The organism is Polaribacter sp. Hel1_33_78, assembly GCF_900106075.1.
Classification (GTDB): Bacteria; Bacteroidota; Bacteroidia; order Flavobacteriales; family Flavobacteriaceae; genus Polaribacter.
In genome coordinates this window covers 1,776,160-1,800,804 of sequence record NZ_LT629794.1, presented here as the reverse complement: position 1 = coordinate 1,800,804, position 24,645 = coordinate 1,776,160, and the positions used below count along the sequence as shown (strand labels likewise).

Genomic DNA, 24,645 nt, shown 5'->3' with positions numbered 1-24,645 from the left:
TTATTTTTTTATTGGCAAACCTTCTGTATTTGACCATTCTGTCCAAGAACCATCATATACAGCGTGATTTTTAATTCCTGATAATTCTGCTCCTAATGCTAAAATTGAAGCGGTTATTCCTGATCCACAAGAAAAAATAAATGCTTTCTTTTTTTTGTTTAATGTATTAAAAATTAATTTTAGTTCTTTTTCAGATTTTAGCATTCCGTTTTCTATAATTTCCGTGTAAGGTAAATTTACGGAGTTAGGAATATGTCCTCCTTTTATAGTAAGTCTAGGCTCTGGTGCTTTTGCATAAAAACGTCCTTTAGAACGTGCATCTACTATTAAAATGGTTTTATTTTCAATAGCAGAATATACATCATTTGTGAATTTTATTCTTTGAGGTTGGTAACTTGCTGTAAAATTACCTTTTTTAGAGGGATAATTTTCTAGATATTCAGTTGGATATTTTTTATATTTCCAATGCGAAAAACCTCCATCTAAAACAGCTATGTTTTTAAAGCCCATTAATTGAAACATCCACCAAACTCTTGGTGAGGAATAAATGCCTAAATCATCATATACAACAACACAACTATCTTTGCAAATACCTATTCTCTGGGCACTTTCTTCAAATTCTTTAGGTGATAATACAGTATTAGGAAATCCAGCCTTTAGGTCAGAAAATGTATTTTTTATATCAAAATAAATAGCTCCTTTAATACATTGCTTATTATAAGTCGAAATTTCTTCATTTCCAGCTATTACTTTCGAAATAGAAGCATCTAAAATAACCAGATTTTCATTGTTTAAGTTTTTAAACAACCAATCTGCAGAAACTAAAGCTTTATCAATTTTTAAAGACATTTTGTATGCTAACTGTTCATTTTATTTTACTTCATCATAATGATCGTCCCATTCTTTTGGCTGTGGATTATCATGTAATTTACCAACAGATTTAGCCACAAGTGATGCTACTGTTGCGTCTCCTGTTACATTTATGACAGTTCTGCACATGTCTAATGGCCTATCTACAGCAAATATTAAGGCTAAACCAATGGCTAATTTATCAGCAGGAAAACCTACAGATTCCAAAACTATAACTAGCATTACCATCCCAGCACCGGGCACTGCAGCAGAGCCTATAGATGCTAATAGAGCGGTTAAAATAATAGTTAATTGATCTGCAAAAGTTAAATCGAAACCTAAAGCTTGAGCAATAAAAACAGCTGCAACTGCTTGGTATAGAGATGTTCCATCCATATTTATGGTAGCGCCCACAGGCAATACAAAACTAGAAACTTCTTTGTCTACACCTATATGTTCCTCAACTCTTTCCATAGTTACAGGTAAAGTTGCTGCACTAGAACTCGTAGAAAAAGCTAATAATTGTGCCGGACTTAATTGTTTTAAGAACCAAAATGGATTCTTTTTTGTAAAAACACTCACCAAAATCATATAGAAAACCACCATTATCAATAAACCACCAACAACCGTAAATGCATATTTTAATAGTGCCAATAATAAATCTGGATCATTCGAAGAAACTACCACATTTGCCAATAATGCAAAAACAGCATAAGGCGCAAAAAGCATAATTAAATCGACCATTTTAAGAACTACCTCATTTAAAGAATCAAAGAAGTCCTTTAAAGGCTTAGATCTTTTTTCACCAATTAATAACATTGATATTCCAAGGAAAATAGTAAAGAAAATTACTTGTAACATTGATTTATTATTACTCATTGCTTTCATTGCATTATCTGGAACCATATCGACCATAAATTGCAATGGACCACTCCCTTTTTGTCTAGAAGCTTCAGCAATCTTAGATTGAACTCCTCCACTATTTGCATAAGTATCCGTTAGTTTGGTAATAGTTTCTTCAGAGATTCCTTCTCCAGGTTTTACAATATTAACTAATAACAATCCAATTGTAATAGCGATAACCGTTGTGCCAATATAAATCCCAATTGTTTTTAGCCCTATATTTTTAAATTTAGAAATATCTTTTAAATCGGAAATTCCTTTTACTAAAGAAGCAATAATCAAAGGCACAGCAATCAATTTCAATAATTTTACAAAAATATTTCCAAAAGGATTTATCCAATTAGAAACAAAAGTTGCTCCTCCATCAACACTTGTCATGGCTAACCCAAAAAGGATTCCAATAACCATTCCTATTAAAATTTTCCAATGTAATGCTAGTTTTCTCATCTATTAGTTTAAAATTATTTCGATGTTGAAAGGTAAAAAAATATTTAAAATTAAGGGTGACTTTATTTGTATATTGTGTCATATTTTTAGAAAACATTTAAATTAATTATTAAAAACATAAAATGTCAGGAATTTTAGATTTATTAAATAGTGATTTAGGAAAATCAATTATATCAGGAGTTGCAGGCTCTACAGGGAATGATTCGGATAAAACAAGTAGTGTTTTAACGATGGCTTTACCCGTTTTGATGAAAGCGATGGAGAGGAATGCGGCTACTCCAGAGGGTGCTGAAGGATTAATGGGAGCTTTATCAGGAAAGCATGATGGTAGTGTTTTAGATAATCTTGGAGGATTGTTTAGCGGTGGCGTTGATGAAACTATTAAACAAGATGGAGCTGGAATTTTAAGTCATGTTTTAGGAAATAGACAACAAGGAGTTTAACAAATTCTTAGCCAGAAAGCAGGTATTGATGCTGGTTCTGTTGCCAACATTTTAAAAGTTGCTGCACCTTTATTAATGGGGGTTTTAGGAAAGCAAAAGAAAGAACAAAACATTAATAGTTCTGGAGATATAACTAGACTTTTAGGAGGTTTGTTAGGAGGAAATGATAGTAAAAATGAATAAAATTTTTTAGAGCAAATTTTAGATGCAGACGGTGACGGAAGTGTTGTGGATGATGTTGCGGGTATGTTTTTAGGTGGTGCTAAAAAACAATCTGGTGGAATTGGTGGTTTGTTAGGAGGTCTTTTCGGAAAATAAATTTGAACTTTTCAGTATTAAAAAAGCTCAAAACATTAATTTTGAGCTTTTTTATTACACCTTAGTTTTGTAACAAGAATTATAAATCTCTTCATAAACAGGTAAAATATTTTGCAAAGAAAACTTTTTTGTATGTTCTTTTGCATTCCTTTTAAATTGATCTAAAATAGCATCCTCTTTTAGAATAGAAATTGCATTTTTAGCCATATCTTTAATATCTCCCAAATCACTTAAAAACCCTGTTTTACCTTGAATATTAACTTCTGGTAAACCTCCAGTATTGGTAGAAATAACTGCAGTTTTTGCAGCCATCGCTTCTAATGCAGCTAAACCAAAACTTTCTGTTTGAGACGGTAATAAAAACAGATCTGTATAACATAAAATTTTAACAGTTTCTGTGCTATTTCCTAAGTAAAAAACGTTGTCTGTAATGCCTAGTTTCTTTGTTAAAATTTCTGCTTTGGCTCTATCCGGACCTTCGCCAATCATCAATAATTTAGAAGGAATTTCTTTTTGAACTTCATAAAATATTTTTATAACATCTTCAACCCTTTTTACAGGCCTAAAGTTACTTATATGTGTTAAAATTCGTTCATTAGGTTTGGCTAAAGCATCTCTTTTACATTCTTGATTTTCAGCTTTATCATATTTTTCAATATCAATAAAATTATAAACAACTTGTATTTCTTTTTTAATCTTAAAAAGATGATTTGTTGTTTGCTTTAAACTGTTAGAAACTGCTGTAACCACATCAGAATTATTAATACTAAATTCAACAGCTGTTTTGTATGTAGGATGGCTTCCAACTAAAGTAATGTCCGTTCCATGCAAAGTCGTAACTACTTTTATAGAAATACCTTTTTCCAACAACATTTGTTTGGCCATAAAAGCGGCATAAGCATGAGGAATAGCATAATGTACATGCAATACTTCCAATTCATGTTTCTCAACAACTTCTACCATTTTACTCGATAAAGCTAACTCATACGGTTGGTATTGAAATAAGGGATATTCTTCAATTAAAACTTGATGGAAATGCAATTTATGTGATAAGAAGTCTAAACGAACTGGCTGATTATAAGTAATAAAATGTACTTCATGGCCATTGTCAGCCAAAGCCATTCCTAGCTCAGTAGCTACTACTCCACTTCCACCAAAGGTGGGATAACAAACAATTCCTATTTTCATATTATAATTGAAATATTTACTATTTTAAAATTAAAAAACTTAATCCATCAAATGTAAAGATAGTAGTATTCTTACATTTTAATTCCAAATAAAAACATAAAAAAACCCACAATAAAAATTGTGGGCCTAGTTATAAATTATAAAAACCTTTCGACTGCTCTCAAGACAACAATTTTAATAATCTCCTATAGTCGCAGGATTTTGTGCTAAAGCATTTTCTAACTGCTCATCACTTGGTGCTTTACCATGCCAAGCATGTGTGTGCATCATAAAATCTACTCCATTACCCATTTCTGTATATAGTAAAATACAAACTGGTTTCCCTTTTCCTGTTAACGCTTTTGCTTCCGCTAAACCAGCTAATATTGCATCAATATCATTTCCTTTTTTCACCTCTAGAACATCCCAGCCAAAAGCTTCAAATTTTGCTTTAATGCTTCCCATTGGTAAAACCTCATCAGTAGAACCATCAATTTGCTTCCCATTTAAATCAATTGTACAAATTATATTATCAACTTTTTTTGCTGATGCATACATAATTGCTTCCCAATTTTGACCCTCTTGCAACTCACCATCTCCGTGTAAAGTATATACCAATTTATCATCTCCATTTAATTTTTTAGCTTGTGCAGCTCCTAAACCTACAGACATTCCTTGACCTAAAGAACCAGAGGCGATTCTAACGCCAGGTAAACCTTCATGTGTAGTTGGATGTCCTTGCAAACGAGAATCTAACAATCTAAAAGTAGCTAATTCGGAAACTGAGAAAAATCCACTATGTGCCAAAACGCTATAAAAAACCGGAGAAATATGGCCATTGGAAAGAAAAAATAAATCTTCATTATTTCCATCCATATCAAAGTCTGTAGAATACTCCATTACCTCCTGATACAAACAAGTAATAAATTCCGCACATCCTAAAGAACCTCCTGGGTGACCAGAATTTACAGCATGTACCATTCTTAATATATCTCTACGAACTTGTTGTGTAAAATCTTGTAATTGTTGTGTTGTTGGCATTTTGTTTTTTAATTTGTTGACAAAAATACAAAAGTGAATGAATTTGTATTCAGTTTTATAATTATTTATTTGATAATTATTAACAGTAGATGCTTTACTAAAATATAATTAAGAAGTTTGGTTCTTTAAACTGTAGTAAATCTTTTAGGCTAAAAGAGATTATATTGTTATTATTTTTTTCTATTATGTTTTTTGCTTCTTTTTCTTTGCCGCAGGAAATAAAACGTTATTTAAAATCAATCTATAACCAGGTGAAGTTGGGTGCAAGTCTAATTCAGTTTTTGGATCACCTATTCTATGCGTGTAATCTTCTGGATCATGACCTCCGTAAAAAGTAAACATCCCTTTTCCTTTTGTTCCATGAATATAACGTGCTTCTCTATTTGTTCTGTTTTCTCCTAAAACCAGCACATTCGTTTTTACTGTATTTCTATCAAAAGAAGTAGTTTGTCCCATAAAACCTTTTACTAAAGTTGTGTGATTTTGAGTTAACATTGTTGGTACAGGATCCCATTTTGCTGAAAATTCTATTAATGAAAAATAATCTGAAGTTTTTGGAATTTTACGTTTAGATGTCATATCTATTGAAGAAAACTCATAAGTTGTTGGACTTCGAACCAAATCAAAATCTTTAAAAGCCATAGTTTTATTATAATTAATTTTAGATTGATAATTAGGTGTTGTTGCATCTCCATCAAACATAGCTTCTGCGATATCAATTCCTTCTGCAGACAAGGCGATATCAAAACTATCAGTAGCAGAGCACATGGCAAACATAAAGCCACCACCTATTACATAATCTCTAATTTTTTTTGCAACGGCTAATTTTTCTTCAGAAACTTTAATAAAATCAAGTTCTCGAGCTAATTTTTCTGCATTTTGTTTTCTTTGGATATACCAAGGAGCAGTTCTAAAAGAGCCGTAGAACTTTCCATATTGGCCAGTAAAATCTTCATGATGTAAATGTAACCATTCGTATAATAAAAGTTTATCTGCTAAAACTTCTTTGTCATAAATTACATCAAAAGGAATTTCTGCATACGTTAAAACCATGGTCACAGCATCGTCCCAGGGCATTTTGTCTTTTGGAGAATACACCGCAATTTTTGGAGCTTTTTCTAAAGTAACAGCATCTTTATTAGAAGATGGTGCAGCAATTTCTTGCAGAATTATTTGTGCCTTTGCATCAGAAATTATTTGATAAGAAACGCCACGTATTTTACATTCATTTTCAACAATCTTATTATTTTCTATTAAAAAAGCACCACCATCATAATTTAATAACCATTTAGATTTTAAGCCAACTTCTAGTGAGAAAAAGACAATTCCGTAAGCTTTTAAATGGTTTTTTTGATTATTATGATCCATAGGAACATAAATAAAAGAAGCCCAAATTGAGTTTGAGATTAGAAGAAAAGCAAGTATTGTTAGAAGTTTTTTCAAAGTAAAATTATCTATTTAGTTTGTTATTTTTGATATTTTTTAAACCAAGCCAAGGTATGAGAAACTTTACTGATTAAATTACTCGGTTTTCGAGCGATTCCATGAGATGCTCCAGGGATTTCTACTAAAACAGTTTCAATTTTCCTCAACTTTAAAGCATGGTATAGCTGTTTCGATTCACTTGGTGGGGTTCGTAAATCATCCATACCTACCATAACCATCGTTGGTGTTTCTATATTACCAACCAAAGATAATGGAGAAAACTTCCAGTAAGTTTCAAAATTTTCCCAAGGTTGACCTGGATAACGAGAATTCGCATATCCGAAATAGTTATCAGCAACTAGTGTTTTACTAATCCAATTCATAACTGGCTTTACAACAACTGCTGCCTTAAATCGATTGTTTTTACCGATTATCCAAGCGGTCATTATACCTCCTGCACTTCCTCCTGTAACATATAATTTATGAGTATCAACCACCCCTTTTTTTATTAAATAATCAACACCATCCATTACATCGTTATAATCTTGACCCGGGTAATTATGATACAATAAATTTGCAAACTCTTCTCCATAACTTGTACTTCCTCTCGGATTTGGGTAAAAAACCAAATATCCCTCTGCAGCATATAACTGTATTTCAGCAGTAAAACGGTCTCCATAATTTAAAATCGGACCACCATGATTTTCAACCAAAAGTGGATATTTTTTTGACGCATCATAAAAAGGTGGCTTTACAATCCAACCCTGAATATCTCTTCCATCAAAAGAAGATTTGTACCAAACTTCTTCTGTTTTTCCAAGTATTTTATGACCTAAAACATCGTCATTTAAATTGGTAATAAGTTTTGTTCTTTTTTTATCTTGAATTACCGCCAGCTCTGATGGATATTCAGGTCTTGTTTGAGTATAAACTAGAGTACCGTTATTAGCAACAGAGTAAGAGCCAGAAGCATAAGGTCTTCCTATGGTTGTGCCTCCTAAATTATCTGCTAGTTTTGATATTTTTCCGTTTAAGGTTATATAAGCTACTTTTGAATTTCCTTTTTCGTCATAGGTGCAATACAAGCCTTTGCCTTCTCTATCCCAAGCAATATTTGAAAGACTGTTGTCAAAATTATTGGAAATTGCCCTTCGATTCTTACCATTAGAATCCATTAAATATAAAATTCTATTTTGATGAGCTTGCACCTTATCTTTAAATCCTAAAAAAGCTACTTTATTGCCATTAGGAGAAACTTTTGGAGAAAAATCTGGTCCTTTTTGAGAAGTTAAAACCGTGATTACTTTCGTTTCTATGTTTACTTTATAAATTTCACTATTTCTAAAATCGTATTCCCAATCTTCAATACGATTTGCAGAAAAATAAATAGAGTTATCGCTAGGTGAAAAAGACAAACTACCACTATGATTGTAATTATCACTAGTTATTTGCCAAGGAGTACCACCTTGAGCAGGAATTATAAAAATATGTGTAAAACCAGGTTTCATATAGCCTCTACCATCCTGTTCATGTTTTAATCTATTTGTAATTCTAGCAGGTTTTGCCCAATTAGCACCTTTTGGCTTTGCTGGCATTTTTACAATAACCGGCGGCTTTTCTGCCTTAAACATGGTGAAAGCAATCTGCTTCCCATCGGGTGACCAAGTTATATTTCCCGGAGACATTTCTAACTGAGAAAGTTTAGCAATTTGTCCTGTTTTAACCCAATACATATAGAGTTCTGAACCTTCATCCGTAGAACTTACGAAGGCAATTCGATCTCCGTTTGGTGACCATTTTGCTTGTGATTCGTTTACTTCTCTAGAGGTTAATTTTCTATGTGAAGAACCGTCAGTGTTAAGAATCCACAGATTACCTTTAGGGTTATCTTTCATAATATCAAATCCGTTTCTTCTGTATATAATTTGAGAAGCATCTGGCGATATTTGAGGATTTGATGCCCATTCTAAAGAAAATACATCTAAAGAGTGAAAAGCTGTTTTTTGTTCTTGTGATGATACAATTTGGAAACTTATAAAAAATATTATGAAAATTAGAAAACGTTGCATAAAACTAGTATTAATGAGATGATTCTTCGATTATTCTACTTTGGATTAAAAAAATGTGAGTGTTTTTTTATTTAAAAACTAAAATACACAATTACTTTGAGGCAATTGTGTATTTGTAAAATTAGATTTTTTTTTAATGCTTAAAAAGGAACATCCTCACCACCAAAAGCATCTTTAGGCTCTATTCTTTGATCTGGAAAAACATCATCAGGGAAATCTGCATTCATAGAAGATTGAAATTCTGAACTAAAACCTTCTTCTAAGTCAGAGAACTTTGCTAAATGTCCAGTAAATTTTAAACGAATATTATCCAATCCACCGTTTCTGTGTTTTGCAACGATAAATTCACCTTGTCCTTCACATGGCGTATGTTCATCGTCATCCCATTCTGTCATTCCATAATACTCTGGTCTAAAGATAAAGGATACAATATCCGCATCTTGCTCAATGGCACCAGATTCACGTAAATCTGACAGTAATGGTCTTTTACTACCTCCACGAGTTTCTACTGCTCGCGATAGCTGTGAAAGCGCAATTACAGGAACTGCTAGTTCTTTAGCCAATGCTTTTAAATTTCTAGAAATCATAGAGATTTCTTGCTCACGATTCCCTCCTGATTTTCCCCCGGCTGTCATTAATTGTAAATAATCAATTACAATAATTCTAACATTGTGCTGCGAGACTAATCTTCGTGCTTTAGCACGTAAATCGAAAATTGAAAGTGATGGGGTATCATCTATAAAAATGGGTGCATCAGAAAGCTTTTTAACTTTTACATTTAATTGTTCCCATTCATGAGGTTCTAAATTTCCTTTTCTTAATTTCTCTGATGTTAAGCCAGTTTCTGAAGAAATCATACGTGTAATTAACTGCACAGAGGACATCTCTAAAGAAAATACAGCAACACCATGATTAAAATCAATCGCCATATTCTTTGCCATTGAAATTACAAATGCTGTTTTTCCCATACCAGGACGTGCAGCAATAATCACTAAATCTGATGGTTGCCATCCAGAAGTTAAGGCATCTAATTTTGTAAAACCGGTTTGTAAACCAGACATTCCCTCTTGATTACCTATTTCTTGAATTTTTTGAAGTGCTTGTTTTACAAGAGAACCAGCATCTTCAGAACTCTTTTTTAGGTTTCCTTGTGTAACTTCAAAAAGTTTGGCCTCAGCATCATCCAACAAGTCAAAAACATCGGTACTTTCATCATAAGCGTTTTCTATAATCTCACTTGAAATTGAGATTAATCTCCGCTGAATATACTTTTGTAAAATGATTCTAGCATGGAATTCAATATGTGCGGAAGAAGCTACTTTTTGAGTTAAACGAATTAAAAAGAAATCACCGCCCACAAATTCTAACTTTCCATTCTTTTTTAGTAAATTAGAGACTGTTAAAAGATCTATGGGTTCCGAGTTTTGGAATAATTCATAAATTGCAGCATAAATTTCTTTATGTTTCGAATCGTAGAAAGCGTCAGAACTTAAAATGTCTATAACATCGTCAATTCCTTTTTTATCAATCATCATTGCTCCTAATACAGCTTCTTCTAATTCTACTGCTTGTGGAGGAATTTTTCCTTTTTCAAGACTAATTAATCTCGATTTATCTATCTTTTTGCCTGATATAGGAGTCGTTTTTTCCATCTATACAAATGTACTTTTTTAGGTTGGATGTACTTTCTAAAAACGAACTTTAATTTGTGAACATATTTTGTAAACAAAAATGTTATTATCTTGTTAATAACCAGCCATCTTCTAAATTGAATTCCTATTTTTACTTCGTCAAATTCATTTTTTTCAAGGTTATTTTTAAATTTTACAAAATAAAAAAACAAAAAGTATAGCTAAATTTTACTGTTTGAAACTTAACAAAAAACATATTGTTTTAACCATTTTTCTACCAATTCAGATTCTTTTGTTGCAATTTGCGGCAAGTAATCCTGCATTTGTAGAGTTTTATTACTCCAATGGAATTTATCCGGTTATTTCATCCTTTTTTAGAATTATTTTGGGTTGGATTCCTTTTTCAGTGGGAGACCTATTAGTAGCTTTTGGCGTATTTATTTTTATTCGGTTTTTAATTAGATTAATAAAAACTAGATTTAAAAACTTTATTCCTAAAATTATTCATTTTACAGCAGTTTTATCTGTCATTTATTTTTGCTTTTATCTTTTTTGGGGATTAAATTATTATCGAGAAAATTTGGCTAAAACTCTAAAGTATGAACAACAAGAATATACCACAGAACAACTTCAAAAAGTTACTGAACATATTATTAAAAAACTTAATTACTATCAGCACAAAATTACAAAGAGCGATACTTTAAAAGTTGAGAACCCTTATAAGCAAAAAGAAATGTATATAATGGCTGCTACTGGATATGATAACCTGTCTAAAGATTTTCCGCAGTTAAAATATCAATTTAAATCTGTAAAAAGTTCTTTAATGAGTTTATTACAGACCTATAACGGAACCTCTGGTTATTTGAATCCCTTGACCGGTGAAGCGCAGGTTAATGACAGAATTCCTAAAACAAGTTACCCTACAACTACCTGTCATGAAATAGCACATCAAATTGGTTTTGCGGCAGAAAATGAAGCAAATTTTGTTGGGTTTCTAGCAGCAAATTATACAAATGATCTTTATTTTAAATATGCAAGTTATAGAATGGCTTTTGGGTATTGTATTTCTGAAATGAGAAAACGTGATAGAAATATTTCTAAAGAGCTTTGGAAAACTGTAAACAAAGGAATTGCTAAAGATTTTAATGCAAGTTATCAGTTTTGGCAAGTTTATAAAAATCCTTTTGAACCTATTGTAAAAAAGGGCTATAATGCATACTTAAAAGCGAATAAGCAATCCAAAGGTGTACAATCTTATAACTATGTAGTTGACCTATTAATTTCTTATTTTCAAACTTCAAAGAATTTCTAGCTTCTTAAAATTTTGTTAAAACCTTAAGAATTAACTTTTATCAAAAAAGGTATCTATAAATTGAACCCTAATTCAAATATTTCAAACTACATGAAAAAAATATTATTCTTACTCTTTTTCTTGTCGCTTTCTGTGATGCATGCGCAAGATTATTTCCCAACGGATGCAGGAGTAAAAACTGTAGAAAACACAGTTTTCGCATTTACAAATGCAAACATTTATGTAACGCATGACGAGGTTATTAAAAAAGGAACTTTACTTATTAAAGACGGTAAAGTAATCAGTATTGGTAAATCTATAAAAATACCGAAAGGCACTCCAACCAAAGATTTAAACGGAAAAAATATTTATCCATCTTTTATTGATATTTATTCTGATTTTGGAATTGCAAAGCCAAAAAGACAATCTAGATCTAGAACAAGACAATACGAATCTGAACGTGAGGGCTATTATTGGAATGATCATATTAGACCCGAAACAAACCCTGTTCATGATTTTAAGTTTGATTCAAAAAAAGCTAAAAGTTTTATTGCTGCCGGTTTTGGAGTTGTAAATACACATTTACAAGACGGAATTATTCGTGGAAATGGTTTATTAATTGCTTTAAATCCCAATTCTTCAAATGCTTACAGAATTTTAGAGACAAAATCTGCACAATATTTTTCATTCTCTAAAAGTGCAAAATCTAAACAAGCGTATCCATCCTCAAGAATGGGAGCTATGGCTTTATTGCGTCAAGTTTATAATGATGCAGATTGGTATGCGAAAGGGAACATGAAGAATAAAGATTTGGCCTTAGAAGCTTTAAATGGAAATAAAGATTTAATTCAAATTTTTGAAACAGATAATGTTTTAGATGCTTTAAGGGCAGATAAAGTTGGTGATGAATTTGGTGTTCAGTACACGATTGTTGGAAGCGGTCTGGAGTTTGAAAGAATAAATGATATTAAATCTACTAATGCAAATTTTATTATTCCTATTAATTTTAGTGCTGCTTATGATGTTGCAGATCCTTTATTAGCGCAACATATTTCTTTAGGAGATATGCGTAAATGGAATCAGGAGCCCTCAAATTTAAGTGTGCTTTCTAAAAACGGAATTAATTTTGCTTTAACAACTCATAAATTAAAGGATGTTAAATCTTTTCATAAAAACTTGCAAAAGGCTGTTGAATATGGTTTAAATAAAGAAAAAGCATTAGCTGCTTTAACTTCAATTCCTGCAAATATTATTGGAAACAAAAAAATAGGAAATTTAAAGGTAGGTAGTTATGCAAACTTTATAATTACTTCTGGAGATGTTTTTGACGCTAAAACTACTATTCATGAAAATTGGATTCAAGGAGATAAAAATGTAATTAATGAAATGAATATTAAAGATATTACGGGTGATTACTTGTTATATGTGAACAACAAAAATTATGGATTATCAATTTCAGGAAAAGGAGCTAAGCAAACTGGAGTTATTAAAATCGGAGATAAAAAAATTAAATCTAAATTCTCTTTTAAAAATAATTGGATTTCCATCACCTTAAACGATGAGGCTAATTTTACACGAATGTTAGGTAAAATAATAAACGCTTCAAATGTTATGGAAGGTGATGCTTTTGATACTGAAGGAAGGAAGTCTTTTTGGTCTGCCAGTAAACAAGTTAAGAAAGATGTCAAGAAAAAATCATTAAATAAATCAAAAAAAACAGGCATTACAGTTTTACCTATTACTTATCCTAATATTGGTTTTGGAAATTATGTCCAACCTAAAACACAAACTATATTAGTTAAAAATACTACTGTTTGGACGAGTGAAGATGAAGGAATTTTAGAAAATACAGATGTACTTTTGAAAGATGGAAAGATATTTAAAATTGGAAAAGAATTGCGAGAAAGAGGTGCCACAGAAATTGATGGATCTGGCAAACATTTAACTGCAGGTATCGTAGATGAACATTCACATATTGCAGCATCAGCTATTAATGAAGGAGCACAAAACTCATCTGCAGAAGTAACTATTGAAGATGTTGTAGATCCTAATGATATTAATATTTACAGAAATATTTCTGGAGGAACTACTTCTGCACAAATTTTACACGGGTCTGCTAATCCAATCGGCGGGCGCTCAGCAATCATCAAACTTAAATGGGGAGAAAATGCAGATAATATGCTGTATAAAAATTCTCCAAAATTCATAAAGTTTGCTTTAGGTGAAAATGTAAAACAGTCTAGAAGTCCAAATGGAACGCGTTTTCCGCAAACAAGAATGGGTGTTGAACAAATGTTTGTAGACTATTTTACGAGAGCTAAGGAATATGAAGTTAAAAAGAGAAGTGGAAAGCCATATAGAAAAGATGCAGAAATGGAAACTTTGGTTGAAATTTTAAACGGAGAACGTTATATATCTTGTCATTCTTATGTGCAATCGGAAATAAATATGCTAATGAAAGTTGCAGATAAAATGGGTTTTAAAATAAATACTTTTACTCATATATTAGAAGGTTATAAAGTTGCTGATAAAATGGCAAAGCATGGCGTTGGAGGATCAACTTTCTCAGATTGGTGGGCTTATAAATACGAAGTAAATGATGCTATTCCTTTTAATGCAGCAATCATGCATAATGCGGGAGTTACTGTGGCTATAAATTCAGATGATAGAGAAATGTCTAGACGTTTAAATCAAGAAGCTGCTAAAACCATAAAATATGGTGGAATGTCTGAATTAGAGGCTTGGAAAACGGTAACTATTAATCCTGCAAAATTATTACATATTGATGATAAAGTTGGAAGTATTAAAATAGGAAAAGATGCGGATGTTGTTCTTTGGAGCGATCACCCGATGTCTATTTATGCAAAAGTTGAGAAAACAATTATTGAAGGGAAAGTATTCTTTGACAGAGCTGAAGATGCTAAAAAACGTACAGCAATTAAAAAAGAAAAAAGCACATTAATTAATATGATGTTGAAAGAAAAAATAGGCGGAGGAAAAACCAAAGCACCTATGAAAAGAAAGGACAGAAACTTTCAATGCGATACTTTAGAAGAACTTAAAAGTTAGAAATGATGAAAAAAACAATATATAGTTTACTATTTTTCTTTTTAATAGGAAATTTAAATGCACAACAAACTCCAGCTGACAAGCAAAGCACAGCAATTTCTATTGAAGGTGCAACAGCCCATATAGGAAATGGACAAGTAATAGAAAATTCATTAATAATATTTAATGATGGTAAAATAACATTTGTAGGTTCTGCAATGGCTAAAATTGCAAGGCAAGGAAAAGTTATGAATTCCAAAGGGAAACACGTTTATCCTGGTTTTATTGCTGCAAATGCTTCACTTGGTTTGGTAGAAATCGATGCTGTAAAAGCTAGTGCAGATGCGGACGAAATAGGTGTAAATAACCCTCATATAAGAAGTTTAATCGCTTATAATGCCGAGAGTAAAATTGTCGAATCCATGAGACCAAATGGTGTATTAATGGCACAGATTACACCTAGAGGAGGAACTATTTCCGGAACCTCATCTATTGTGCAATTAGATGCTTGGAATTGGGAGGATGCGGCAATTAAAGTAGATGATGCTATTCATTTGGAATGGCCAAGTAGCTTTTCAAGTGGCAGATGGTGGTTAGGAGAAGATCCTGCTTTAAAACCAAATAAAAACTATTCTAAAAATATAGGGAACATAAGATCTTATTTTATGAATGCTAAAAATTATTTAGGAAGTAATAATACAAAGAAACATCTGCCTTATGAGTCTACAAAAGGTTTATTTACAAGTTCTCAGAGCTTGTTTATTCATATAAATGGACAAAGAGAAATTACAGATGCAATTACTCTTTTTAAAGAATTAGGCATTGCAAAAATTGTACTAGTTCATGGAAATGAAGCTGAAGAGGTTTCAGATTTATTAGTTAAAAACAATATTCCTGTTATCATAGATAGACCACATAGAAACCCAAATAGCGAAGATGATGCTTACGATTACACCTACACAATTGCTAAGGTTTTAACTGATAAGGGCGTCGTGGTAAGTCTAGGGATGGAAGGACAAATGGAAAGAATGAATACTAGAAATTTACCTTTTTATGCAGGCACATTAGCAGCTCATGGTTTAGATAAAGAAGTTGCTTTAAAATTGCTAACCTCTAACACCGCAAAAATTTTAGGAATAGATGATTTCGTTGGAACTTTAGAAGTTGGAAAAGATGCAACGTTATTTATTTCTGAAGGTGATGCTTTAGATATGAGAACAAATATTTTATCGGATGCTTTTATACAAGGAAGAAAAATTAGTTTAGAAACACATCAAACAAAACTTTGGAAACGGTATTCAAAAAAATACAAAACGAAATAAAAAAACGAAAATTAGCATAAAAAAAAAGTCTTGAAATCATCAAGACTTTTTTTTTATGCTAATTTTTTATTAAATTTAACACACTAAGTAATAAATAAATAACCTAAATATGAAAAATAAAATACTATTTATCTGTTCAGTTTGCCTAATAGTTTTTGCTTTTATTGAACTCTCATTTCTTTCAACTTTAGGAGTGCCTACTGTTGAAGATGTTTATGGAGGAAGAATAAAAGCCATTAATGGATATTCATTTCATCCTGATTCTACAAGAATTTTTGTAGCAACGAAAAGTGCAAACTCAGTCTTTTATGCCGATGTTTTAAGCAACAGTGCTACTCCAAAAATTGAACAATTTAAGGTCGTTGAAAGTTTAGACAATATGAATAATTTTGGATCTGGTATTCAAAATGTGCAAATACATGAATTATCAGAAAGTATTTATTTTATAAACTCTTCTAATGAGTTATATACAACAAATATAAGTTTGACTTCAGCAAATAACACAGGATTTTCTTCAGTTAATCAATTACTAATACAAGATAATTATATTTTTGCAGCAGGTGCAGGACAGCTTAATTTTGGAACATTAGATGTTTCGAATAATTTTACAGCTGGGTCTGGTTCTTCAATTTCTTTCCCTTCAGTTACAAATATATTTTACTTCATAATTCATCCTATTTCAAACAAAATGTATATTTTTAGTAAAGGGACATCGCCTCAACTTTTTGTTTCATCAGATACTTATGATAATTTTTCAGGAGCAACAACATTTTCAGATATCTCTCCCACTCTAACAAGTGCTTCTGTAAATTGGACAGGTTTTGGTATAGGTCCTGATGGAAGATTCTTTTTAGGTGGAAATGATAATTCATCAAAATTCATTGCTTATTCTGATGATAGTGGTGCAACATATTTAGAATATAATTCTTTTATTATTGGAACGTCAGGAACTAATTTTGATTTTTCAGGGACTTCAACTTCATATCATGTGCTTTTTGCATCTATGTTCAGTAACAATAACGGGATTGATGGTACTTGGTCAAAATTTGGAACATCATCGCATTATACGCACCCTAATGATGGTGTTGTTTTTGTAGACCCAAATAATTCAAATATTTATTATTCGACATCAGATCAAGGATTGGGAATTTCATATAATCAAGGACAAAATGTTTCAAGTGCAGATGATGGTATTGAAGCCGTTCAGGTGAATGATATGGAAATGACTTCTGACAAAAAAACAGGTTGGATAGCGTCTAAATCTGGAATCAGAAAAGTAACAAATTATGATACATCTCCAGTATGGACAAATTCACTTTGGCCAAATAGTGATGGATCTAGTTATTATTCAATAGCAATGAAACCTTCTGATGATGCCACGGCGTATGCCGGTAATGTTAGAGTTTACAAAACCAGTAATAATGGTGTAAATTGGACAAAAGTATTTACCCCAGAAAATTCACCATACAACTATCCAAATGTTGGTACACAAATAAAAGCTTTAACAATCTGTCCTTTTGACGAAAATATTGTGTTTGCAGGAGTAGAAATTCAAGGAACAGATAAAGGGGGGTTATTTATTTCTGAGGATGCTGGAAATACTTGGTCACAAGTTTTATTACATTCAACATCTGGTAGCAAAGATGTTGACGTTAGAGCTATTTCTTTTACAAATGAATCTGGTACAAATAATGCTTATGTAGGTGTTGATTATACTGGAGCTGGTTCAGGATATAGTATTTATAAAGTTACTCAAACTTCTGGTGGATGGAGTGTGTCTCAAGATATGAGTTCATCAGGAACAAGCACAGGATCAGTTATTGTTGTTACAATTAATGATTTAGATTATAATGTTAATACCAATACAATTTATGCAACTGGAACAGATGCAGGAACAAATCATCCAGTTTCATATTACAAACCTTTAGGAGGTACTAATTTATGGACAGTAAATACCTCTTCTGGATTTCCAACGTCAACAGCTACAATAAATAAACAAGGAAAAGCTATTGTTCATGACGGAACAAATACTTTATATTGTGCAGTAGATCATGAAATTTATTATTTAACTAGCAGTTCTTCTTCATGGACATTAGGCTATTCTTACCCCGTAGGAACAGAAATTAATTGTTTATTTTATGATGAATTATTGGTCGGTACTGATACGGGATTATATGCACAAGCAGATCCAAGTAATACTGCAAGTATTGATGATTTTGAGTCTAATTTAATAACGACCTATCCAAACCCTGTAAATTCAGAGAACTATCTTAGTATAACATATGATTTTGAAATTCAAAATCCAACATTTAGAATTACTTCTCTACAAGGAAAATTGATAAAGGAATATCAAAAAAACTACGTTGTTAACTCTAATAATAAATCTAAAATCAAAATTGAAAATATCAGTAAGGGTGTTTACTTACTTTCCATGTATTCTAAAAAGAAAAAAATAATTACTAAAAAAATAATCATTGAATAAACAAAAAGGCCTAAAATTATTGGCCTTTTTTTTGAAGCTTATTTTGGTATATTTGTGATAATGAAAGAAATTACAAGTATTCAAAACTCATATATAAAAAGCTTGCTAAAACTTCAAGATAAATCTCGTGAACGAAAAAAACAAGGTTTATTTATTATTGAAGGGAAACGTGAAATTTCTTTAGCTATCTCCTCAAGATATGAATTTGATACTATTCTTTTTTATCCCGAAATTATTTCGGAAAAAGAAATTTTACACCTTTTTAATGCGAATGTAAATAGAATTGAAATTTCAAAAGAAGTTTATCAGAGATTAGCATATAGAGATTCTACGGAAGGAATTATAGCTGTTACGAAAGTAAAAGATTTCTCTTTACTAAATATTCAATTTAAAAATAACAATCCTTTAATATTAGTTGCTGAAAGTATTGAGAAACCTGGTAATATGGGTGCTTTATTAAGGACTGCCGATGCTGCAAATGTTGATGCTGTTTTTATTGCAGATGCTAAAAGCGATTTATATAATCCTAACATCATTCGCTCGAGTGTAGGCTGTGTTTTTACCAATCAAATTGCAATGGCAACATCCCAAGAAATTATTGATTTCCTGAAAGAAAAAGATATAAACATATATGCTGCCACTTTGCAAAATTCAAATGAATATCATAAAGAAAATTACACAAATGCTTCTGCAATTGCAGTTGGAACGGAAGCAACTGGTTTATCAGAAATTTGGAGAGAAAAAGCTACTCAAAATATAAATATTCCAATGCAAGGAAAAATAGATTCTATGAATGTTTCTGTTGCTGCAGCAATTATAGTTTTTGAAACAAAAAGACAAAGAGAATTTAAATAATTATTAATGAAAGTATTAGGAATAGACATCGGTGGATCAGGAATTAAAGCGGCAATTATAGACACAAAAACCGGGAAATTGCTTTCCGATAGACATAGAATAGCCACTCCAAAACCCGCTACACCTGAAAATGTTGTAAAAGTTATTAAAGAAATGATAGTTCATTTTGATTGGAAGAAAGCCGTTGGTTGTAGCTTTCCTACCACTATTGTTGACGGTAAATGTATTCATTCTGGAAATTTAAGTGAAAAATGGCTGAATGTAAAAGTTGATAAACTATTCAAAAAAGAATGTAAACTGCCTTTTTATGTTAGTAATGATGCAGATTTAGCTGGAGTTGCAGAAGTAAATTTAGGAGCTGGAAAAGGTGAAAAAGGAGTTGTAATTGCAATTACAATTGGAACAGGCATTGGTTCAGGCCTTTTTTTTAATGGTAAATTAATTCCGAATTTGGAAATAGGAAAAATGCTACACACAGATGGAAGAATCATTGAGTACTTTACTGCAGATTCTGTGAGAAAAAGAGAAGAATTATCATTAAAACAATGGGCTTTGCGTTTTGATATATTATTGAATTATGCCAGAATTGTATTTTCACCAAGTTTAATTATTTTAGGTGGTGGTATCAGTAAAAAATATAATGAATTTAAAGAATATTTAACTACAGATGTTAATATAAAAGTAGCTGAATTTAGAAATAATGCTGGTATAATTGGTGCTGCAATGTATGCTAGTAAGAAGGAAAACAAATAATGCAACATACTACCCTATTTTACATTTTAATAACAATTATAATCATCAGTTTTATTATTGATAAGGTTTTAGATACCTTGAATTCGAAACACTTTGATGATGAAATTCCTTATGATTTAAAAGATGTTTATGATGAAGATTCATATAAAAAATCACAAGCTTATAAAAAGACAAACGCTAAATTTTCTATTCTTACATCGACCTTTTCAATAGTACTAACACTCATTTTCTTTTTTGCCAACGGATTTAAGTTTTTAGATATTTTTGCAAGAAACTTTTCAGATAATTCAATTTTAATAGCATTAATATTTTTTGGTATTATTCTTTTTGGTTCAGATATTTTAACAACTCCTTTTTCTTATTATAAAACATTTGTAATTGAAGAAAAATTTGGATTTAACAAATCAACAAAAAAAACATTTTGGTTAGATAAATTAAAAGGATGGTTCATGAGTATTCTTTTAGGTGGTGGAATCTTATCATTAATCATGATGTTTTATCAATTTACTGGTAAAAATTTTTGGATCTATGCTTGGATTTTAATAGCAGCTTTTTCATTATTTATGAATCTATTTTATGCAAAACTGATAGTTCCTTTATTTAATAAACAGACTCCTTTAGAAGAAGGGAAATTAAAATCAGCTATTGAAAATTATGCAAAAAATGTTGGTTTTAAATTGGATAATATTTTTGTTATTGATGGTTCTAAACGATCAACAAAAGCAAATGCTTACTTTTCAGGATTTGGTTCTCAGAAAAGGATTACACTTTTTGACACCTTAATAAATGATTTAGAAACAGATGAAATCGTAGCTGTTTTAGCGCATGAAGTTGGGCATTATAAAAGAAAGCACATCATTTTTAATTTGGTAACCTCCACTCTAATCGCAGGTTTTACCTTGTATATTTTATCATTATTTATAAACTCACCAGTTTTATCTAAAGCATTAAGTGTTTCTACACCAAGTTTTCATATTGGCTTAGTTGCTTTTGGAATATTATATTCACCAATTTCAGAAATTACAGGTTTATTTATGAATTACGTTTCGCGTAAATTTGAATATCAAGCAGATGATTTTGCAAAAGAAACGTTTGCAGGGAATCCGTTAATTACTTCACTCAAAAAACTATCTAAAAATAGTTTGAGTAATTTAACGCCTCACCCAGCCTATGTTTTTATGCATTATTCGCATCCCACTTTGTTGAAAAGAATTAATAATTTAGAAAATTAATATTTAATTTTTCTCTACTACTGATTGTACTATTTTTTCAAGCATGCCTTTATATTCGGCATCGGCTTCAACTTCTAATAAAGTAGTTATCATAATAGTAGATTTTTCATTATACTGAATACAGTAATTTTTATTTACAAAGTCTATTCCATCTTTATTTATAGTGCCTTCAATAGAAAATACTTTTTTACTAGCAATCATTTTTTCTTCCTTTTTATCAAATTTTTTATCATAGAAAAATTTAAGCATTTTACTTTTGCCATTCATATAAGAATTCTCAACAAGCGCTGATAAAAAAAGTGATTTAGGCTTGCCGGACATATAAGTATTGGTATTCACTTTAGGAAAAATAGTTTCATCAATGTCTATTTTTATTTCCCTCTCAACTTGTTTAAAATGATCATCTCCAATTCCGGAGTGTTGAGAATGAATACTGCTAGATAAAAACAATACTACGAATACTAAAAAAGCTTTTTTCATGTTGTAAAATTAACCAAAAAAATTAAAAATTTAGAAAAGTAATTTCTTGTTTGTTAAAAATGTTTGTTCTAACTTCACTTTAGATTATTAAAATATATCTGAATTGCAGTTTATGGAGTATGAAGCAACGATAGAAGAAGAAAATAAGGAGATTACTCATCGTTACAAAGAGTTGTTAAAAGGTACTTATGAAGTCTTGTCAAAAAAAGATAAAGAATTGATAAGAAAAGCTTTTGACGTTGCCTTAGAAGCACACTCTAAACAACGAAGAAAAACTGGTGAACCTTATATTTTTCATCCAATTGCTGTTGCAAAAATTGTTGCTACAGAAATTGGTTTGGGAGCCACTTCTATTGCTGCAGCTTTGTTGCATGATGTTGTAGAAGATACAGAGTATACAATAAACGATATGGAGCAATTGTTTGGAGAAACTATTGCAAGAATTGTAAACGGATTAACTAAAATTTCACGTTTAAATAAAGAACAAGATGCTTCCATACAGGCAGAAAATTTTAGGAAAATGCTTTTAACATTAAATGACGATGTTAGAGTTATTTTAATAAAAATTGCAGATAGATTGCATAATATGCAGACTATGGATGCTATGCCAGATCATAAACAGGTTAAAATTGCTTCAGAAACTTTATATATTTATGCACCTTTAGCGCATAGATTAGGTTTATATAATATTAAAACAGAGTTAGAAGATTTAGGCTTAAAATATACAGAACCAGAGGTTTTTTTAAGTATTGTTGATAAAATCAAAGAAAGTAAAGAAGAACAACAAAATTATTTAAAACGATTTTCTGATAAACTTAAAAGTGGTTTAGATAAAGAGAATTTTACGTATGATATTAAAGGTAGATTTAAATCTATTTATTCTATCAGAAAAAAAATGCGTAACCAAAATGTAACTTTTGAGGAAGTGTACGATAAGTATGCCATTAGAATTATCTATTCTCCTTCTTCAAACGATGATAAATTTGATGCTTGGAAGATTTATACAATTGTTACAGATTACTTTAAACCAAACCCAGCACGTTTACGAGATTGGATATCACAACCAAAATCTACTGGCTATGAGGCACTTCATATTACCGTAGTTGGACCCGATGCAAAATGGGTAGAAGTGCAAATTCGATCGGAAAGAATGAATGAAGTTGCCGAAAAAGGATATGCCGCACATTTTAAATACAAGCAAGGAAATGAAAACGAAAGCGGGTTAGAAGGTTGGTTAAATAAATTGAAAGAGACATTAGAAAGCCAAAGTATAAATGCAGTTGACTTTGTTGAAGATTTTAAACTGAACTTATACTCTAAAGAGATTTATGTTTTTACTCCCAAAGGTGAATTAAAATCGCTTCCCAAAGATGCTTGTGCATTAGATTTTGCTTTTTCAATTCATACTGATGTTGGTTTAAAATGTAGAGGAGCAAAAGTAAATGGTAAGTTGGTTCCTTTAAGTCACACCTTAAAAAGTGGAGATCAAATAGAAGTAATAACGAGTTCTAAAAATAAACCAAACTCGAGGTGGTTAGATTTTGTAATTACAGCTCGGGCTAAAACAAAAATTAGAGCTGCCTTAAAAGATGACGAAAAACAAATAGCAGAAGAAGGAAAATCAGTTTTAAACCGTAAACTTCGTCATTTAAAAATCCCTTTTAATGAAAAAACTGTTAATGAATTAGTACTTTACTTTAATTTAAGAACTAGCTTTGATTTATTTTATAGGTTAGGAAATGGAGCGATAGATAATACGCAGTTAAAAGGATATGTATCGCAAAGAAATAGCACAATTTTAAATTTCTTTAAAACCAAGTTACGAAGATCTAATACAACTACTGATATAGCCGAGAATACAAATGAAGTAACGCATCATTATGACGCTTTAGTTTTTGGTAAAGAAGAAGAAAAGTTAGATTTTACACTTTCTAAATGTTGTAACCCAATTGCTGGAGACAAAGTTTTTGGATTTTTAACCATTAATGATGGTATAAAAATTCACAAAAAAAATTGTCCCAATTCAATTTCTTTGCAGTCGAATTATGCCTATCGAATTATGTTGGCCAAATGGATTGATTCTACAAAGCAAGACTTTAAGGTTATATTGCATATTAGTGGTGTTGATAATAAAGGTATTATAAACAATGTAACCCGAATCATTTCTAATAATATAGGTGTTCTAATACATGGAATAAATATTGCTGGAAATGAAGGTGTTTTCGAAGGAAAAATATCATTAGGAGTAAAGAATATCTCTCAATTAAATAGGTTAATTAAAAGTATTCAAAAAGTAGATGGAGTGAAAAAAGTAGAACGTGTTAATACTTTGTAAATATCATTTATATAAAAATCAATTTTTATTCAGAAATAACTGTAAATTTGTTTTTTCGTAAAAATAAAAACCATGAGTAATTCTCTTGATAATCAAGAAGTAGTTAAAAAAGTTTTTACCTCATATTTGCAAGAGCATAAGCACAGAAAGACTCCTGAACGTTATGCCATACTTCAAGAAATTTATGATGCTGATGAGCATTTTGATATAGAATCTTTATATATTAAAATGAAAAATAAAAACTACAGGGTTAGTAGGGCAACACTTTATAACACTATCGATTTATTATTAGATTGTAACTTGGTTAGAAAACATCAATTTGATGGGCAGTCAATGGCGCGTTATGAAAAAAGTTATTTTGATAAAAACCATGATCATGTAATTTTTACAGATTCTGGTGAAGTAAAAGAATTCTGCGATCCAAGAATTCAAATTATCAAAAAAACGATTGAAGAGATTTTTGATATTGATATTCAAAATCATTCTCTGTATTTTTATGGAACAAAAAAGAAAAAATCTTAACAAACAATACACAACTAAAAACAACAAATTAA

At 30.9% G+C, this 24,645-nt stretch carries 17 protein-coding genes and 1 pseudogene; 10 read left to right on the top strand and 8 right to left on the bottom strand.

The annotated features are described in order from the left end of the window. Both BLT88_RS07635 and BLT88_RS07630 read right to left on the bottom strand, forming a co-directional pair. A complete protein-coding gene (locus BLT88_RS07635) occupies positions 1–849 on the bottom strand; it encodes a sulfurtransferase (protein WP_091954018.1) in 849 nt (282 codons plus the stop codon). A 21-nt stretch (positions 850–870) separates the two neighbouring features. Next, positions 871–2,199: a dicarboxylate/amino acid:cation symporter gene (locus BLT88_RS07630; protein ID WP_036786337.1), complete on the bottom strand. Its 1,329-nt coding sequence runs from the start codon at positions 2,197–2,199 to the stop codon at positions 871–873. 122 nt (positions 2,200–2,321) lie between these two features. Between BLT88_RS07630 and BLT88_RS07625 the strand changes: the two are divergent. After that, positions 2,322–2,960: pseudogene (locus BLT88_RS07625) on the top strand (DUF937 domain-containing protein). Positions 2,961–3,014: 54 nt separating this feature from the next. Here BLT88_RS07625 and bshA read toward each other — a convergent pair. The 5 genes from bshA to dnaB form a co-directional block, all read right to left on the bottom strand. Beyond that, on the bottom strand, positions 3,015–4,148 hold the full coding sequence (bshA, locus tag BLT88_RS07620; RefSeq protein WP_036786333.1) for an N-acetyl-alpha-D-glucosaminyl L-malate synthase BshA: 1,134 nt from the start codon (positions 4,146–4,148) through the stop codon (positions 3,015–3,017). A 174-nt stretch (positions 4,149–4,322) separates the two neighbouring features. Next, on the bottom strand, positions 4,323–5,168 hold the full coding sequence (locus tag BLT88_RS07615) for a transketolase (RefSeq protein WP_091954016.1): 846 nt from the start codon (positions 5,166–5,168) through the stop codon (positions 4,323–4,325). A 183-nt stretch (positions 5,169–5,351) separates the two neighbouring features. Next, positions 5,352–6,536 carry a hypothetical protein gene (locus BLT88_RS07610; RefSeq protein WP_036788205.1) on the bottom strand — a complete coding sequence of 395 codons (1,185 nt, stop codon included), beginning with the start codon at positions 6,534–6,536 and terminating at the stop codon, positions 5,352–5,354. Positions 6,537–6,634: 98 nt separating this feature from the next. Then, a complete protein-coding gene (locus BLT88_RS07605; RefSeq protein ID WP_091954015.1) occupies positions 6,635–8,662 on the bottom strand; it encodes a S9 family peptidase in 2,028 nt (675 codons plus the stop codon). Between the two features lie 140 nt (positions 8,663–8,802). Further along, entirely contained in the window at positions 8,803–10,314 is a 1,512-nt protein-coding gene (dnaB, locus tag BLT88_RS07600) for a replicative DNA helicase (protein ID WP_036786327.1), read from the bottom strand. A 214-nt stretch (positions 10,315–10,528) separates the two neighbouring features. Between dnaB and BLT88_RS07590 the strand changes: the two genes are divergently transcribed. The 7 genes from BLT88_RS07590 (at position 10,529) to BLT88_RS07560 (ending at position 21,276) form a co-directional block, all read left to right on the top strand. Beyond that, positions 10,529–11,605: a DUF3810 domain-containing protein gene (locus BLT88_RS07590; protein ID WP_091954012.1), complete on the top strand. Its 1,077-nt coding sequence runs from the start codon at positions 10,529–10,531 to the stop codon at positions 11,603–11,605. A gap of 90 nt (positions 11,606–11,695) precedes the next feature. Further along, complete coding sequence (locus BLT88_RS07585) at positions 11,696–14,653, top strand: amidohydrolase family protein (RefSeq protein ID WP_172824280.1); 2,958 nt, start codon at positions 11,696–11,698, stop codon at positions 14,651–14,653. A 5-nt stretch (positions 14,654–14,658) separates the two neighbouring features. Continuing rightward, a complete protein-coding gene (locus BLT88_RS07580; protein ID WP_091955715.1) occupies positions 14,659–15,954 on the top strand; it encodes an amidohydrolase family protein in 1,296 nt (431 codons plus the stop codon). 109 nt (positions 15,955–16,063) lie between these two features. Beyond that, positions 16,064–18,436 carry a T9SS type A sorting domain-containing protein gene (locus BLT88_RS07575; RefSeq protein ID WP_091954009.1) on the top strand — a complete coding sequence of 791 codons (2,373 nt, stop codon included), beginning with the start codon at positions 16,064–16,066 and terminating at the stop codon, positions 18,434–18,436. A 60-nt stretch (positions 18,437–18,496) separates the two neighbouring features. Beyond that, positions 18,497–19,291, top strand: a complete 795-nt coding sequence (locus tag BLT88_RS07570) for an RNA methyltransferase (RefSeq protein WP_091954007.1) — start codon at positions 18,497–18,499, stop codon at positions 19,289–19,291. A gap of 6 nt (positions 19,292–19,297) precedes the next feature. Then, complete coding sequence (gene ppgK / locus BLT88_RS07565) at positions 19,298–20,044, top strand: polyphosphate--glucose phosphotransferase (RefSeq protein ID WP_036786317.1); 747 nt, start codon at positions 19,298–19,300, stop codon at positions 20,042–20,044. Beyond that, on the top strand, positions 20,044–21,276 hold the full coding sequence (locus BLT88_RS07560; protein ID WP_091954006.1) for a M48 family metallopeptidase: 1,233 nt from the start codon (positions 20,044–20,046) through the stop codon (positions 21,274–21,276). Before ppgK ends, BLT88_RS07560 begins: the two co-directional genes overlap by 1 nt. A 3-nt stretch (positions 21,277–21,279) precedes the next feature. On the opposite strand, the gene BLT88_RS07555 is transcribed toward BLT88_RS07560, so the two are convergent. Then, complete coding sequence (locus tag BLT88_RS07555; protein ID WP_091954004.1) at positions 21,280–21,756, bottom strand: hypothetical protein; 477 nt, start codon at positions 21,754–21,756, stop codon at positions 21,280–21,282. Between the two features lie 112 nt (positions 21,757–21,868). Here BLT88_RS07555 and BLT88_RS07550 point away from each other — a divergent pair, with 112 nt between their 5' ends. Next, positions 21,869–24,091: a bifunctional (p)ppGpp synthetase/guanosine-3',5'-bis(diphosphate) 3'-pyrophosphohydrolase gene (locus BLT88_RS07550; RefSeq protein WP_091954002.1), complete on the top strand. Its 2,223-nt coding sequence runs from the start codon at positions 21,869–21,871 to the stop codon at positions 24,089–24,091. 72 nt (positions 24,092–24,163) lie between these two features. Continuing rightward, a complete protein-coding gene (locus tag BLT88_RS07545; protein WP_036786308.1) occupies positions 24,164–24,613 on the top strand; it encodes a Fur family transcriptional regulator in 450 nt (149 codons plus the stop codon). Positions 24,614–24,645: the final 32 nt, after the last annotated feature.